This window comes from Candidatus Firestonebacteria bacterium RIFOXYD2_FULL_39_29, assembly GCA_001778375.1.
GTDB lineage: Bacteria > Oederibacteriota > D2-FULL-39-29 > D2-FULL-39-29 > D2-FULL-39-29 > D2-FULL-39-29.
Genome location: MFGV01000075.1, coordinates 34,368 through 52,098, shown reverse-complemented (window position 1 = coordinate 52,098; position 17,731 = coordinate 34,368). Strand labels below are relative to the sequence as shown.

Here is a 17,731-nt window from a genome sequence, read left to right as displayed (position 1 = left end):
AAACGTGAGTAACGTTGTAACGTGTAACGTTCTGAACGGAGGTATGATTGTATCTTAAAAAGTTCAAAAACGGTATTTTGCTTGATAGAAAGACATCGATAAACCTTGAACTTGGTCTTGTGAAAAAGAAAAAGGATCAGTTGACTGCTCTTGGTCTTCATTTGGATGAGGAAGAGGTGTATATTGTTTTAAAAGGTAAAGGCCGTTTGCTTTTGGGTAAAAAGTATAAAAATGTCGGACCCGGAACCGTTGTTTATGTCCCCGCCGGTGTTCCGCATCAGTTCAAAGCTCTGTCAAATGATTTTGAATATATCTATGCCGCCACCTGGCCGGAAGAATTGAAAAAAAAGAAAGGCTCTAGGTCTTAGGGGCTGGGTACTGGGTTTGTATTAATGAGTTATGATATGAATTCAAAGATTTTGTTTAGGATTTAGAATTTAGTCATTAGTGATTGTACTTAAAGGAGGAATCATGTCCATATTTGATCTGGATATAATAAAATCCGAACTGGAAGGTAAGGAAAATGCAAAAAAACTTCTTCTAAAATCAGAAGAAAAAAAGATAATCAATCTTAATATCTGGATTGATAATAAAACCTTAGTGGTAGCTGATGCTTATGTGGTTTATCACAATACTGCAAGAGGGCCCGCTAAAGGCGGGATAAGGATCGATAAAAATGTCACGCTTGAAGAAACCACGGATCTTGCGGAGCGTATGACCTTAAAAACCGCTCTTACAGGTATTCCTTTTGGCGGCGGAAAAACCGGTATTTGCCTGGACAGTTTGAAGCTCGACTCCTATATGAAAAAGGAGATAATGAAAGAACTCGTTCATATAATTAGAGGGGATCTTTCTTCCGGTTACTATATACCTGCTCCTGATATGGGGACTGGTCCAAGAGAAATGGCGGCAATTTATGGAGAACTTCACATTTCAGAATGCGTAACAGGAAAGCCTATAGGAATAGGCGGTCTTCCCGGTAGAAAAGAGGCGACCGGTAGAGGAGTTGCTTTCTCCGCATCTTACGCCTCAAAGAAACTTTTAAAGTGTGACGTAAAAGGTCTTAAAGTAGCGATACAGGGTTTTGGAAATGTAGGAAGCTGGACTGCCTATTTTCTGCAGGAGATGGGGGCTAAAATTGTCGCCGTATCCGATGTTAACGGAGGCTTGTTCAATGCGAATGGTCTGGATATAAAAAAACTTATGGAATACACCAATAAAAACAGATTTGTAAAAGGTTTCGAGGGTGATTCTATTACCAACGAAGAACTGCTCGGCGTTGACGCGGAAATATTAATTCCTGCCGCGTGTGAGAATGTAATTACGAATAAAACCGCGCAAAAGGTAAAAGCAAAACTGGTTGTAGAGGGCGCAAACGGGCCTACTACAAAAGAAGGCGATGAAGTATTAAACAATAAAGGAGTCGAGGTGATTCCTGATTTTCTGGCTAACTCGGGCGGAGTTATCGCTTCTTATATAGAATGGAAGAGCGCAAAATCAGGTTCGCTTACTTCAGCTGAAGAGGTTTTTGAGTTTATTGACAGGACTATTGAGAAGAGTTTCGAAAAATTGCTGGCTCTTTCGAAGAGCAGGGATCTAACCAGCAAAGAAGCAGGTCTGGTTTTGGCGGTACAGGAAGTTATCCACGCCATGGAAAACAGAGGATGGATTTAAAAAGAAATTTACGATTGACCAATGACAATTGACGATTGAAGGAAGGCGGTAGAAGCATCCGCCGGATTATAAAAAACCAAGTTACAAATATTTGTTCGGATGTGTTATAATCGATTCTGGAAATTAGCGGTAACGATATAATTCTTCTGGGACTTAAATGTCCGGAACACAATGCTTGGAGGCATTCATTATGGCAAAAGAATACGCAATAGATATGAAAAAGATCCAAAAAGTTTGTACACCTTTTCGAAAGATGGTTTCTGACAGGTTCCCTGTGCCAAGATCTATTGAAGTTCTAAAAAGACTGAGAAAATACGAGCCCAGGTCTATGTCAGGACAGCCGCTTGCTGTCTGGGACCATGCATCAGGCGTAAATGTATTTGATAAATACGGCAACAAATGGCTGGATTGGAGTTCGGGTGTTCTGGTGGCAAATATAGGACATTCAAACCCTGAAATAAAAAAGGCCATGATCAAACAGATCAATCATAATTTGCTTCATAACTACTGCTTTCCTTCGGAAGCCAGGGCAAATCTCACGGAAAAAATATCCAAACTTCTTCCAAAACCTTTGAAAAAAGTATTTCTTTTAACTACAGGTTCGGAAGCTGTGGAAGTCTGTCTTAAATTAGCCAGAACTTACGGTCAGAAAGTCGCGGATAAAAAGAAAATTGCTATAATTTCTTTCAGCGCCGCTTTTCATGGCAGAACCCTCGGGGCCCAGATGATCGGCGGTTCTCCCGCTCTGAAAGATTGGATCGTAAACATGGATAAGGATTTGCACAATGCTCCTTTTCCAAATTGTTACCGTTGTCCCTGGGGCAAACCCAATTACCAGGGGTGCGACACGGAATGTTTCAATAACTTTTCTAAATTCTTAAATAAAAAGATAGGTGCGAAACCTAAAGACAAAATTGCCGGTATTATTCTTGAAAGCTTCCAGGGCGGCGGCGCTACATTTGCGCCAAAAGGTTTTATGAAACTGCTCAGAAAATTCTGTACGGCAAATAAGATTCTCTTGATCTGCGATGAAGTACAGGCCGGTTTTGGCAGAAGCGGAAAGATGTTCTCCTTCCAGCATTACAATATTGTTCCTGATCTTACGACTTTTGGAAAAGGCATTACAAGTTCTATGCCTCTTTCCGCAGTTGCGGGAAGGCCCGATGTAATGGATATTTATGAAGCAAACACTATGACCAGCACGCATACCGGAAATCCTATATGTGTTGCGGCCGCGACAGCGAATATAGATTATATGTTAAAACATAAAGTAGTTCAGAATGCGGCAAAAGTTGGCGCTGTACTAAAATCCGAGCTTTTCAAAATCAAAGAGAGACACAGCGATATAATCGGAGAAGTACAGGGTGAAGGTATGGTTTACGGGATACATATAGTGAAAGAAGGCTCTAAAGATCCGGATGGCGATCTTGCACACCTTATCTGCGGTAAATGTGTGGAAAAAGGACTGATGGTATTTGCGCCGGTAGGTTTAGGCGGCGGTACGGTAAAGATAGCCCCGCCTCTTATTATGACCATTCCTGCGATTATGGACGGCGTAAAATGCCTGGAAGAGGCAATAACGGAAGCAAAGAGAGAAATACTCGGAGAAGGCGACAATCTTTAACGAAGCTTCCCGCAATATTTTATTTTCTATAACTGTTATTTTTATAATGATAGGTATAGGATTTATTGCCGGAAAGTTGAAACTTATTAAGCAGGAACTGACAGCGGATCTTACAAAGATAGTTTTCAAGATCTCTATTCCCTGTTTAATAGTTGCAAATATGGTGACCACTTACAACCGGGAGATGCTAATGAAAACATTAGCTCTTCCGGTTTTTGCTTTTATTACTATGATCCTTGTTAACCTGCCTATGGGTTTTCTTGCTTCCAGGATCTTCAAGATTAAAGAAGAAAGGCGCAATCAATTTATCTATTTAAATTTGATACAGAACTACTATTACATTTCTTTGCCTCTTGCGTTGTTACTTTTTGGCGACATTGGAGTTGTTTATATCTTTCTTTACAGTTTTATCGCAGACATGGTTTTGTGGACCCTGGGTGTAAGACTGTATGATTCAGGTAAAACTAAGATCTCCTGGAAACAATTCGTTAATCCCGCTATTGTAGCGTTGTTTATCGGTTTCATACTCGCCATGCTTGAGATCAAACTGCCCCAAATAATTATTTCTCCTCTTAAATCTATAGGAAGTATTACAACACCCCTTGCGATGCTAATAACCGGAGCCATTATATCAAATGTTGAAATCCATAACGCAAAAACAATGCTTAGAAGCAAAGACATGGTGTTAACTGTCGCGCTTAAACTTTTTATAGCTCCTGCAATAATAGTATTTTTAACGGGGCTTTTTAACCTTGATCCCGTTGTAAGATCTATAATAGTACTGCAGGCCTCAATGCCTTGCGCTTTCTCGGCAATACTTTTTGCCACAGAGTACAAGAAAGATACGGATTATGCGGCAGCAGGGGCGCTTTTAACAACTGCTATTTCGCTTATAACAATACCGGTATTTTTATATCTCATAAGGTAAAAGACAATGGTTTCAGACATAAAGTCGTTTATAAATCATCTAAGCAGTGACAGCAGTCATTCCAAATGTCTTGTTCATGCCCATTATATCCAGGCTAAAAAAGGGTCTTATTCTGATTTTCCGGAAGGGATATCAGAGTCTTTAATAAATTATCTTCATTTTCAGGGGTTAAAACAACTCTACTCGCATCAGACTGAGGCAATTGAGCTCATACGAAAAAATAAAAATGTCTGTGTTGTAACGCCGACAGCCAGCGGAAAAACTCTCATATATAATATCCCCGTAATTGACAGTATCCTTAAGGAGCCAAATACCCGGGCGCTTTATCTCTATCCTATTAAGGCTCTTGCGCATGACCAGTTTAATACCGTTATGGATTTTAAAAAAGATCTTTTTGCCGGGGATTTTCCTTTAGCTTCTATCTATGACGGAGATACTTCGGCCTATCAGCGTTCTAAAATAAAAAAAGAGTTGCCAAGAATTATACTGACAAATCCGGACATGCTTCATTTTGGTATTTTACCGTATCATGGCGGCTGGATCGAGTTTTTCAAGAATTTAAAATATGTGGTTATAGATGAAGTACATTCTTATAGAGGTGTCTTTGGCTCCCATGTGGCGCATATAATAAGACGTTTAAGAAGGATCTGCCGGCATTATGGAAGTGATCCTGTATTTATCTGTTCCAGCGCTACAATATCAAACGCTTACGAATTTGTTACCGGACTTACAGGGTTGGATTTTGAAATGGTGGAAAAGAACGGCGCGCCTTCTTCCTCAAAGTATTTTTTACTCTGGAACCCATCTGAAAGTCCGTATACGGAAGCGGCTCACCTGCTCAGAGAATGCGTGAGTAATGATATGAAAACGATTGTTTTCACAAAAGCCAGAAAGGTAACGGAGCTGATTTATCAGTGGATCTCTGCGCTTGGTTTAAAATACACAAGTAAGATCGCAGCTTACAGATCCGGATATTTGCCGGAGGAAAGGCGGGAGATCGAAAGAAAACTGTTTTCAGAAGAACTTGTCGGCGTGATCTCAACCTCTGCGCTTGAAGTCGGTATTGATATAGGTGGTTTGGATGTATGTATTCTGGTCGGATATCCGGGCAGTATCATGAGCACGTGGCAGAGAAGCGGAAGGGTGGGAAGAGTAGGCGATGCGCTCGTAATCCTTATCGGGCTTCAGGATGCGCTGGATCAGTATTTTATGACCAATCCCGTGAAATTATTCGAAAAACCGTGTGAATCCGCAGTTGTTGATTTTCATAATCCGGTTATCTCAAAGGCCCATCTGGCCTGCGCAGCTTCTGAATCTCCTTTAGATGTCGAAACTGATAAAGATATTTACGGCGATACATTGCCATATTTCCTGAGCGAGCTGACCAGGGATAACAAACTTCAAAAAAGTAATGACGGAAAATACCACAGTTTTGAAAGACAGCCTTCAAGGTTCTTGTCCATCAGGTCTATTGGAGATTCTTTTGTCGTCGTTGATGCCGCAAAAAATAAAGTAATAGGTGAGGTAGATTATCCCAGAGTACTGCGGGAATGTCATCAGAACGCCATTTACCTGCATTCCGGGAGTCAATATGAAGTTATTGAGCTTGACCTTACCGCAAAAAAAGTAAGAGTAAAGGAAGCGGACGTTGATTATTTTACGGAAACAAGAGCCACCGAAGAAATAGAAGTTATTGATACTTTCAAACAAAAGCAGCTGGGAGAGATAATAATAAAACTTGGGAAAGTCCGGGTTACGGAAAAAGTTGTAGGTTATGTCAGGAAAAAGATATACAGCCAGGTGATATTTGACGAGCATGAACTCACACTGCCTCCGCATATATTTGAAACGGTTTCCATCTGGATGGAGATACCTGATGCTCTTAAAGGAAAGATCATTACGTGTGATATCGGTGATTTTGCCGGGGGTATTCACGCAATAGAACACGCCGTAATATCTATGCTGCCGTTACTTACTCTCTCTGACCGCCAGGATATAGGCGGTGTTTCAATGGAGTTTAACGGGAATCTGAAATGTCCCGCTATATTTATTTACGACGCGCATCCCGGAGGCGTGGGTCTTTCGGAGAAAGCTTATGAATTAGCCCCTGATCTGATGAAGACGACTCTTGAGATGTTAAACAGCTGCCCGTGTGATTTTGGCTGCCCTTCCTGCATACAATCCTCAAAATGCGGGAGCGGTAATAAACCTTTAGATAAAAATGTCGCGATAACCCTGCTAAATAGTTTTATAAACAGTACGGATAAGCTGGATTGTGTTGAATTAGTTCATAAGGATAAAACAGACCTTCTAAAACTTGTTGAAGCCGGTATAGACGAAGAAGATGTAAAACAAAAACTGAAAGGCAAAAACGTCCTGGTTTTCGACGCGGAAACACAAAGAAGCGCCGCCGAAGTCGGAGGCTGGAACAACCCGCATCTTATGGGTCTTGCTGTCGGTGTGGTATATTCCTTTAAAGATGACAAATACTATTCCTTTACCGAGGATAAAGTAAAAGAGATGATAAATATGTTCCTTCAGGCGGATCTGGTAGTCGGTTTTAATATTAAACGTTTTGATTGGGGTGTCCTCCGAGGTTACACCAATATTGATTTTACAAAAATCCCCACTCTTGATATGCTGGATCTGGTTTACGACCAGCTTGGTTTCCGTTTGTCCCTTAACCATTTAAGTTCAGTAAACCTGAACAAAGGAAAATCCTCCGACGGCCTGCAGTCCCTGCAATGGTTTAAAGAGGGTAAAATAGACCTGATAATAGAATATTGCAAACATGACGTAGCCATCACAAAAGAACTTTTCGAATACCTAATCGAAAAACACCATTTCCTTTATAAAACCAAAGACGAAAGAATCCTCCAAATCCCGATCGATCTATCGGTGCTGAGTAAGATTTTATCGTGATGAATTTGGGGGTTGCTATATGAATAGAGAACAATTATAATACATTTATAAAGATTATTACGAGGGGGATTTCATGAAAAAATATATTTTTCTCAAGACAGTTTTATTTTTAACCTTAATTGTTTGCCTTTGCCTATCTGAAGAAGTCAATATTTCAGCAAAAAATATTTACCTTGATACTAATATTGAAAAAGCGGCTTCTTTTAAAACGGAAAGAGATTCAGCTTCAAATGTATGGACAGTAATAGATTCCGAACTTTACAAGTATTCCCCCGACGGACTTAGAAAAATTGCCGATAAAGATTCCGGAATTATACGCATCTGGTGTTTTGATACGTTATATGCTTTGTGCAAACATAAAGATATTTATACTTTGGAAACGGTTGAAGGCGGGAAACTGAAAATACTGGAGAAAAACTCCAAAATATTTAATTTCTTTCTAACAAAGAATGGGAAGAGAATAACTGTTAATATTGACGGGGAAATAAAAATCAATGGTCTTATTAAAGAGCGCATTCAAGGAAAACAATCCGGCGTTGGGCGCATAAATGTCGATTCAATAATGTTCTCTGAAGAGGCATCCGGTAATGTTTGGATCTGGGCCACAGAAAAGACAGCGCATGAGAGCCTTTTCGATAAAAATATCATACTTATTAAGAACAAAAATATTCATAAAATACCGTGCGATAAATTAGGTTTGATAATTGTAAATGACATTTTTGAGATATCAGGAGCTGTTTATATCAGCCAATTTGTTAATGATTTTAAATGTGCAAAGATAAATTACAGTACAAACAATGATGTGCTGGAATTTAAAAAAGATGCTGTTTTTAATGAGAACAGCTTTGTTCCAGTTTTACATCATCATTCAGATGATGGAAAATTATGGGTATTGAGTATGATTGATAAACTTGTCTATGAATTGTTCTATGTTTCCGAGAGTAAGTTCATAAAATATGCTACAAATGTTGTAGAAAATACATTTTATCCTAAAGACCGGCAATATTTTATGCTTGAAGACAATGGTTTTGTGTGGATGCTGAAAGGAGAAGGACGCGGCGTAAATCTAATTCTTCCTGATGGTAAATTGTATTCTTTTGACGCTTCTCAAGGAGTAAATCTTGTAAATATAAAACAAATATTAAAACTTCCTGACGGAAATATTCTTCTTATAAATGATATAAGTAATGGATTGAGGCCAAGTACTCTTTTTCAGATCCTCAAGAAGAACGCTGCCAAAACATTAAGTTCTTTGAAAGTTGAAAAATATTGTGCGGAATTTCAGAATTACGGTAAAGTTATATCTGACAGTAAAAATAATTACTACTGGGACAAAAGAGAATTAAGATTCGGTCATAAAACTCTTTACAAATATGATGGAAAAAATACTGTAAAAGTTGTCTCCGCCTATGATTTTTGGGGCCAAATTGGATCAGTCAATGCAGAGCTCAAGGATAGTTATTTTATATCTTTTGGAATAGACTCGAATGATAGTATATGGTTGGTCTTTGCAAACATGCATGTGGCTATATTAAAAAGTGATGGTACATATATAATAGAGAGTATTTATAAAGCATATCTTGATAAATATAAAGATAATAATAATTTTCAACTGAAACTGATTAATGGAGAAATGGATTTATATTTTTCAGCTCCTGATACTTTATTTATTAAGGGAAAACCATTGCCTGCTAAGTTAACCAGAATGCCTTCAGATGCATTCAGAGAAATTATTACATTTACTGGGAAATCTCCAAATATTGCAAAAGTTTTTAGCAAAACTGACGTCCGTGAGTTGTTTTTGGAGGGATTCAACAAGACTTCTGAAGGAAAAACATATATTACAACGTTAAATAATTTCTCCAAGAAAAGTTATTATGTTTTCGATAAAGACGATTGGGCAAAATCTTATATATCTGAATTAAAATCTGATCCAAAACTTCAAATAAAGGAAGAAAATAAGCTATCTGCTAAAATAAGTAATATGTTTGGAGCTGAAAATATAGGGCAAACCATAGAATGTAAACCGGAAATAGTTATATTTACGCTTAAGAGCCCCGGATTGTTTTTAAAAAAACGTGACTCTATTCACAGGTTAATTAATATTCCCTGGGAGTTTTATAGCGAAGATATAGACTTGAGCGGTACGTTTATTGATGTTTATGACACCCTCTGGATAAGCAACAATGATACTTGGATCAGAATAAAAAAAGAAAATATTCCAAATGTTTTAGAAGAAATTAATATGAGAGATATTAAATCTGGCATGTATGTTAAAAGCAAAAATAGAAAGAGATTTGGAAATTAATCTGATATTGAAGATTATTTTAATGTAAAATGTCATAACTTTTTCAAAGGTGTATGAATGTCGAAAAAAATGGATTCAAATAAAAGAAAGTCCGTCTAAAGGATTACATGATGAATGGTATGATTTTTATAATAGTATTATTAGCTTCATTAGTATCGTCTGCTGAAGATCAGTCGTTATCAATTGTCAGAAATCCTCTTTTAGATGCAAATACTCGAACAGTCTTCATGCGCCCGATTTTAGGTCAGGATGAAACAGTTTGGTATTTTAAGTCGTCGGAAGATGAATCTGATTTTGCTCTGATAGCAGAGGGAAAAAATGGAGCGGAGATAAAGATCCAATCTTTAGGCCGTTTAATAGATCAAACAAAGTCAATAATTCCGTATTTTAAATCCTTAAAAAGACTTTTTCTTGACTCAGAAGGGCGTATTTGGATTATTGTTTTAATAAAAAACGAGACAGTAGACTTTGATTATTTTGCCATTATTTATGATCCTAAAATAGGACGGATACAAACCGGACCGTATGAAGATATTCTTGCTCTTGCCATTGATAAGAACAACGGTAAGATGCATTTTGTTGGAAACGGTAAAACTATTGAGCCATTTGTAAATACTGATGGAACTGTCTTTTATATTTGTCCTGACAAGCCGGTCATGAAAAATATTTCCATTATTTTTTATGAAAAGACAGCTATTAAAGAGTTCAAAGCTTCGCGCTTAAGATACTATCAAAAAGGAAAATGGTGCACTTATTCCTGTGAAATCAGTGGATGGAACGGATTTCAAGCTCCTTTTTTTATTGATAATAATGTCCTTTGTGTTAATGCAACGAAATCCTATGAATCATATAATATCTATTCTTCGGACTGGATAGCATATGATTCAGAGGGACTTCACCCAAAGTACAAAGAATGGAAAACCTATGTTTACACCGGGTCGACCTGGAAGCTTTCGGACAGAAATATTGATCCGGAAATTAATTCGAAAGAAAGAAATGATGTATTGGAATGCTGTGAACTTGTTAATGATAATAATATAATCGGGGCACTTCGATTAAATAATTCCGAAATGATATACTTGTCGAAAGGGTCTGTTCCTGGGAAGGACGGGCTTTATCTAATCAGAGAAAATATTTTATACAGGATTGATCTGGATGTTTCATTTATGGATATTTCTGAATTCGGTGGACGACTAAAAGCATTTAAGTCAAATGGAAAAATATGGGTTTCAAAATACAGGAAGGTTTCTATTGAAGAAGAAAAACAGCATTATTTTGTTTTACTTGATAGTGTTATCAAGGAAAAAGATTTGATCCGTGTTAAATGGTCAAAATTAAAATAAGAGGGAATCAAATTATGAAAAGCAGGGCAATATTTATTATGATAGTATTTGTGTTATGCGGTTATTTGTATCCTGCAGGATCCAAAAATATTGTAGTATTTCCCCTGGAAAATTCAACCGGCAGTGATAAATATGAGTATTTAGGAGTATATCTGAAAGAGCTGGTCACAATCGATTTATTGAATAATAATATTCAGGTTTTGGAAAGAGAAAATCTTGATGAGATCATTAAGGAACAAAAACGAAGTTTAACGGGGGCTTTGCCTGAAGAATTAACTATAAAGGTAGGGAAAATAATAGGTACGGATAATATTGTAACCGGAGGTTTTGTCCTTTCCGGGACGGAGTTGAAAATAAATATTCATATCCATGATGTTGAAACAGCCAAATTACTAAGATCAGAGGAAATAACCGGAAGCCTGGTGGAAATAGTGAAACTTTCCGGAATAATTGTTAAAAAATTACTTAATAATACCGCAGCAAATAAAGAGAACATTTCAAATAAAGTAAAAACAATTGATCCCCGGTTATCAAACGTCGTGAGGTTTTATTATTCCGGGGAATATGATAAAGCCATATTTGAATCCATGAAAATAAAAGAAGGTGACTATTCCTACTACGATTCATTGTTTTTAAGGGCCGAATGTTATTTTGAGTTAAAAGATTACCGGCATGCCATGTTTGATTATGAAAGACTGCTGGGAATAACAATTAACTCGAAAATTGTTCAAATAGTGAAAGAAAAAATAAATATTTGTATGAAAAATATTCCCGGGACAAGGATTGAGGCTAAATGAACAGAACAATTAAATATATTCTGGCAATATTAATAATAATCGCCTGCCCGTATAACGGCTATGCTCAAAGCGAACCCGCGCAAAATAGCAAAAATGTGCGTGATAATTTTGCCGTTGCTTCTTTTGAAAACAAAGGCAAAGAATGCCAGTGGCTATCAAAAGGGATCATGGATATGTTAATAACAGATTTGTCTAAATGCGATTCCTTCCGGATAATTGAAAGAGAAAGAATGCAAAGGATCATTAAAGAACTGAAATTAGGTTTAACCGGGCTTGTAGATGAGGCTACGGCAAAAAAAATAGGAGAAATCGGCAGTGCGAAGTATGTGTTATACGGCAGCTATATTAAGCAGGGAGAAAAACTGACAATAGAAGCGGTATTAATGGATATCGAAACGGGAAAAGTAGTAAAAACCGTAAAAGTGGAAAGCCGATTCGATGATTTTATAGACCTGGAAAAAGAATTGGCTTTTAAGATAATTAATAATATCGATATTAAATTATCCTTAGACGAAAATATGAGAATTAAAGTAAGGCCGACAAATTCATTAAATGCACTACAGCAATACTATGAAGGCTTGGAATACTTTGACGGCGGTAATTATCAGAGCGCGTTTGCTGCATTTATGCAGTCAAAGAATAAAGACAGCAATTATGATAAACCAAGATTTAGCCTTGCTAAAATATATTATTATTTAGGGGAATATAGGCATTCGGTAATTGAATATGTTGAGATGTTTAAACATGCAAATAATTTAAGCGAAGAATGGGAAATACTGTTGCGCATGGAGGTTGGAAGGATTTGCATGGATGAATTGAAGGATTATAGGACGGCCGAGGAAGTATTAAATAGAGCAAATGATATATTTAAAGAAAAGTGTAAAAATATTAGAAACAATCCAAATAATAATACACGAGAATTAAAAATGACCGAAAGTGATTATTTGTCTCATATTGAATACTTGGGTGCTAAAATAAAAGAACTTTTATTATTCAATATCGAGAAAGCCGGCGATGTGCTTCATGGAAAGTCCAGCAAATGGGAGCAGGTAGTAAAGAGACCGCCTTATGCTCATCCGACTGCCAATAAAATGTGGAGCAGTGAAATAAATATTGTTGATTGTGGCGGGGTGGATAAATTCAGCATGTATTTTGATGAGACTAATCAAAAAAGTATAATAGTTTGGCAACAGCAGGGTTATACCTTTAAAGACACGGAAATATATATTTCTACTGATAATACAAAGGAGAAAAATGAGTGGTCAACTCCGAGGAAACTGTTTTTAAGTTCAAATATGAGGAACATTCTTCTCGGAAGCTATATGCGTCCAAACGGGGATTATTGTGTGGTATTTGAAACTAGGCAAGACAGTTCGGCTTTAATTTCTGAAGGAGATAAGATAGTCGATAAACCAGGTTATTACTTGAGTTTGAGCCATGACAAAGGCGTCAATTGGGAAGATCCCATATTTATAAAGAAAAGTGTATATATCACACCAACTGTGTATGCATTAAATGATGGGATGATAACTACTTTAAAATATAACGGAGTTGAAAAGGGTTTAAAAATAGAATATAGTAAAATTGGAAAAAGCGGTAATGATATTGCCTCCATTTGCGATCAACTGCCGAAAGATACGTTATTTGGTGAAAATAAAATAATCCGTGATAAAAAAGGGATTTATTGGGCAATATGGCAGACGATATTTTTTAAAAACAATAGTGGGAAATATGATCAACTTATGATTGCGTCATCAAGTGACTGCAAAAACTGGAGTAAACCTGTTGAATTGGTGAATACAGAAAACCTTTCAGAGAAAATAAAACATTCTGCACATATTGCCAATATAAATATATTCTGTGATAACAATAACGTATTATTTGTTTCATATTTTAATTATCAAGGTCAAAGTGTAAATCTTTCGTATTCAAAAGATGGAAATAATTGGAGCAAATTTAAAATAGTATTTCAATTCATTTCAAATTACAATGTAGTTCAAGATGATTCCGGAAAGTATTGGTTGTCTTATCCGAGCCATACGCCAACAATTAAAAATAAAAATCAGACTTCCTTTAAATTAAGAAGTTGTGATGACCTTATCTCAGAATTGGATTTGCTCCAGCGCTGACCAGCCTTCCTGGTTGTTTTTATTTTCCAGTTAAATATATAAGTGGACTCTTTTGTCTTGATAGTCACTTTCATAGATGTCACTCTTTGATGCAGACAGGGCTTGACATAATATTTATTTTGTGTATAATTAATATATATAAAAAAATTATCAGTTATGGGGGTATATGAAGTTATCTGGTCCTAAAATACCCGGAGTTTGGATTTACTTGTTTTTAGTTGTTTTTTTTATTAACACTGCATATTGTGATACATACTTTTTAAAAGACGGCAGTCGTGTAGTAGGCACTTTAGTCAAGGAAAATGGCAGTACAAGCACAGTAAAGACAGATCAATTTGGGGAATTAACACTGCAAAAAGAAAATATTGTATCTGTTTTAAAAGATGATGAAGGAAAAGAAGATACTCCAAAAGCAGTTATTACAGGCATAAAAAAACAGATAATAAACCTTGTTGAAAATCTGATTAAATCTTACAAAACCGCCCAGGAAAATACCCGAAAAAATATAAAGATTGTTGTTATTCCTTTCCAAACTGAAGACAGCAGGTTAGCTAAACAACAGGTGGGTTTTGGCATAGCGGAATTAATGACAGACTATATAGTAGAATACGAGAAAGACAGTATTGAAACCGCTTCGCGCAGTGATTTGAAACAAATACTTGAAGAGCAGAAACTAAGTCTAAGCGGTCTGATATCTGAGGCCTCCGCAATAAAAACCGGGAAAATATTAAATACAGAAGCAATAATAATCGGCAGTATTTCTGTAGTCGGAGATTTTTACCTTGTAAGCGCAAGGGTAGTGGATACCGTGACCGCAAAAGTTCTTTCAACGGAATCTGTTAAACTTCCGTTAAAAGAACTCAGAAAGGAAGCGGATGAATACCTTATAGCGCCTGAAGATTGGTGTTTTTATATAAGTTGGAATTATGGCAGGGTAACCCAGACCGCAGGAGCCGCATCAAACGGAACCCTGACATACAGTAATATCAGTACATTTAGCGATGTCGTAAAAGTAGGGTTTGGAATAAAACGCATATTTTTTGAACATATATTATTTGATTTCGGAACACAATTTACGAACCTTACAAGTATCTCTGTAAAATATGATATTATTGATTCTTCAGGCAGTCCTAAACTTGAAGGTGTAGAAGAATTATGGTTTCATGTACCGGTTTGCGCAAGTTTATCATGGCTGGAGGAACTTGGTCCGGGCAAAATATCCGCAGGTTTTGGCGTGCATTATTTTCAGAAAACTTCGCCCGGCGGAACATTTGTTCCGACGGCTATTTTAGGTTATGAGTTAAGATTAAAAAAAAGGGTTGGACTGGGGATCTATGCCAACTATTTCTTAAGCGGAACAGACATCTCGATAACCGTACCAAATGATAATATGGTGATTAATAAAGTGAGTATGCCTGTGGGAACTTTTTCACCTCTTTTCCTGCAGATGAAACTGGGTTTTTACTTTTAAAAGGGTACAAAGATGCTAAATACAAAACATAGCAGAAGAACAGAAAAAAAGATGATAATTGTAGTTATATTTTTGATGACTGCAAGTATATCATACGCCTCGTTTCTTGACCGCGAATTATCCACAATGTCCAGAAAATTTGCAGGTGAAATAGAAAGATCGGGAATGGGCAAGTCAGTAACTCTTGGTGTTTCCAACTTTAACTGTCTTGATTTAAGCATGAGCCAGCGTCAAATAGGCACGGGAATAGCAGAACTTCTGGTAAGCGCTTTAAATAAAGAAAAAGGTGATACAATTATTCTGATTGAAAGAAACCAGATAAGCAAAGTGCTTGAAGAACAGAAAATCTATCTGTCCGGTATGACCGAACAGTCTGCAGTAGAAAAAGTCGGGAAGGTTTTAGGGGTAAAAATACTTATTACAGGGGACATTTCTATTGAAGGTGATGCATACGCAGTTAATGCCCGGGCCGTATCAACGGAAACAGGAAAAATTCTGGCAAGTTATAAAACAGCTTTGCCTATAACGGAATTTGAAAACAAAGCAAAACATTATATAATACAGCGGAGAGAATCAACCGCATTTTATTTTGGATATCTTTCTAATTATGTTACACCCGTTACCGGAGTAACAACCACAAAAAATGGTGTGACTATCTCGGATGTTTCATTGCTTAATAATATGCTTGATGTTATTATTTTTGGCGGAAGGGCATTTTTTTCAGACTATGTTGCTTTTGATATTGCAATGCTTATGGGTTATAGATCTTCGGGTGATCATGCTCTTGCATATGTCGATAATATTTCTTTTAAAGTAAATAACAATCTTGATTCGGTCAAGTCCTTTGGAACCTCATTTGGGACGGCCTTTACGTTGTATGGTGTTTATCCGATTAATCCTGCCACTGATTTCTTTATAGGACCGGGATATGAACTCTGGTCGATTGGCGGGGGTGAATTTTTAAATTTTTCAAGCGTTACGCTTTCATATGGAATAGAATGGCGTTTTAGCTCCGGAATAGGAATAGACATATTCGGCAAGTATCCGTTATTTAATTCGTCGGATATTGAAACTATATACAATTACAATACTACCATCATGAAATTCCCGATGGCAAAATTTGGGCCCTCATTTGCTGCTAACCTGATATTCTATTTTTAGTAAAACTCCAAGTCAGTCTCAAGCCTCTGCTATTTTTCATTAACGTTGATTCATTTGATATGAACCTCTCCGAGCTTTGGCATAACGTCATAAATATCTGTAATTATTTTCATCCATAAGGTATAATTAAGCATGAATGCAGAAATTATTACAGTTGGGACAGAACTTCTTTTAGGGCAAATTATTGATACAAACTTTGCTTTTATCGCTGAGAGACTTGCCGAGGCGGGGATCAATCTTTATTTCAAGAGCTCTGTCGGCGACAACGAAAAACGCATGTCGGAAGTTCTTAAACTTGCCATTTCGCGCTCTGATGCGGTGATTATAACAGGGGGGCTGGGACCTACGGTTGACGATGTAACCAGAGCTGCACTGGTAAAAACATTAAATCTAAAACTGGTTTTAAATGAGCATGTATTGAAGAATATTCAATCTTTTTTTGATTTGCGAAAGATTAAGATGTCCCAAAATAATGTTTCCCAGGCATTGGTTCCGAACGGCGCAACCATAATTGAAAATAAAAACGGTACCGCTCCAGGGCTCCTCATTCCTTACAATAATAAATTCTTTTTTATCATGCCGGGAGTTCCCAGAGAAATGAAACCCATGATGACTGAGGTTGTAATTCCTTTTCTTAAAACACATTTTAAAACAGAAGGTATAATAAAATCACGGGTATATAAAACATTCGGACTCGGAGAATCAAGAGTGGATGAAATTATTGGGGATTTATTCCGCTCGAGCACCAATCCCACGATTGCTCTTTTGGCCTCAGGTACGGAAGTAAAGATAAGATTAACTGCAAGAGCGAAAGATGAGGCCGAGGCGGAATTATTGATATCCGGACTTGAGGTAAAAATAAGAGAACGTCTTGATGAAAATATATTTGGGGTAGATGATGAAACTATGGAAAAGAATATCGGGATGCTTTTGACCATGCAGAAACGCACAATAGCAACCGCAGAATCCTGTACCGGAGGTTTGATTTCAAATAAAATCACAGACGTACCCGGTTCATCCGGTTACTTTATTCGCGGAGTTGTATGCTATTCAAACCAATCAAAAATAGATACTCTTGATGTTAAAAGAATCACTCTCGACATGTACGGAGCCATCAGTAAACAAGTTGCCGAGGAGATGGCGGAGGGTGTAAGAAAAGTAGCAGGTACGGATATCGGACTTGGTATTACGGGTATAGCAGGTCCGGGCGGAGGGACAGAACAAAAACCCGTAGGTCTGGTTTATATTGCACTTTCAACCGATAATGAAACCATAAGCAGAGAATGCAGATTCAGCGGAGAGCGTATTCTGATAAAAGAAAGAGCTGCTCAAACAGCCTTGGATATGCTCAGGCGTTATCTTTTAAAAATTTAA

The 17,731-nt window shown here is 37.1% G+C and carries 12 protein-coding genes; all 12 read left to right on the top strand.

Translation table 11 applies throughout. The annotated features are described in order from the left end of the window. The first annotated feature begins 47 nt into the window (after nucleotides 1-47). The 12 genes from A2536_05535 (at nucleotide 48) to A2536_05480 (ending at nucleotide 17,731) form a co-directional block, all read left to right on the top strand. Entirely contained in the window at nucleotides 48-368 is a 321-nt protein-coding gene (locus A2536_05535) for a hypothetical protein (protein ID OGF45001.1), read from the top strand. A 103-nt stretch (nucleotides 369-471) separates the two neighbouring features. Next, a complete protein-coding gene (locus A2536_05530) occupies nucleotides 472-1,674 on the top strand; it encodes a hypothetical protein (GenBank protein ID OGF45000.1) in 1,203 nt (400 codons plus the stop codon). Between the two features lie 190 nt (nucleotides 1,675-1,864). Continuing rightward, nucleotides 1,865-3,298, top strand: a complete 1,434-nt coding sequence (locus A2536_05525; GenBank protein ID OGF44999.1) for a hypothetical protein — start codon at nucleotides 1,865-1,867, stop codon at nucleotides 3,296-3,298. A gap of 46 nt (nucleotides 3,299-3,344) precedes the next feature. Beyond that, the gene (locus tag A2536_05520; GenBank protein OGF44998.1) at nucleotides 3,345-4,226 is read left to right on the top strand and encodes a hypothetical protein; all 882 of its coding nucleotides are present in this window, start codon (nucleotides 3,345-3,347) and stop codon (nucleotides 4,224-4,226) included. Nucleotides 4,227-4,232: 6 nt separating this feature from the next. Next, complete coding sequence (locus A2536_05515; GenBank protein OGF44997.1) at nucleotides 4,233-7,148, top strand: hypothetical protein; 2,916 nt, start codon at nucleotides 4,233-4,235, stop codon at nucleotides 7,146-7,148. 73 nt (nucleotides 7,149-7,221) lie between these two features. Beyond that, on the top strand, nucleotides 7,222-9,456 hold the full coding sequence (locus A2536_05510) for a hypothetical protein (GenBank protein OGF44996.1): 2,235 nt from the start codon (nucleotides 7,222-7,224) through the stop codon (nucleotides 9,454-9,456). A 110-nt stretch (nucleotides 9,457-9,566) separates the two neighbouring features. After that, a complete protein-coding gene (locus A2536_05505; protein ID OGF44995.1) occupies nucleotides 9,567-10,799 on the top strand; it encodes a hypothetical protein in 1,233 nt (410 codons plus the stop codon). Continuing rightward, entirely contained in the window at nucleotides 10,781-11,596 is an 816-nt protein-coding gene (locus A2536_05500; GenBank protein OGF44994.1) for a hypothetical protein, read from the top strand. The genes A2536_05505 and A2536_05500 overlap by 19 nt, the downstream gene beginning before the upstream one ends. Further along, on the top strand, nucleotides 11,593-13,725 hold the full coding sequence (locus tag A2536_05495; protein ID OGF44993.1) for a hypothetical protein: 2,133 nt from the start codon (nucleotides 11,593-11,595) through the stop codon (nucleotides 13,723-13,725). The genes A2536_05500 and A2536_05495 overlap by 4 nt, the downstream gene beginning before the upstream one ends. Nucleotides 13,726-13,891: 166 nt before the next feature. Next, nucleotides 13,892-15,196 (top strand): hypothetical protein, encoded by a 1,305-nt coding sequence (locus A2536_05490; GenBank protein OGF44992.1) that lies wholly within the window; start codon nucleotides 13,892-13,894, stop codon nucleotides 15,194-15,196. Nucleotides 15,197-15,208: 12 nt separating this feature from the next. After that, nucleotides 15,209-16,357: a hypothetical protein gene (locus tag A2536_05485; GenBank protein OGF44991.1), complete on the top strand. Its 1,149-nt coding sequence runs from the start codon at nucleotides 15,209-15,211 to the stop codon at nucleotides 16,355-16,357. A gap of 132 nt (nucleotides 16,358-16,489) precedes the next feature. Then, entirely contained in the window at nucleotides 16,490-17,731 is a 1,242-nt protein-coding gene (locus tag A2536_05480) for a competence/damage-inducible protein A (protein ID OGF44990.1), read from the top strand.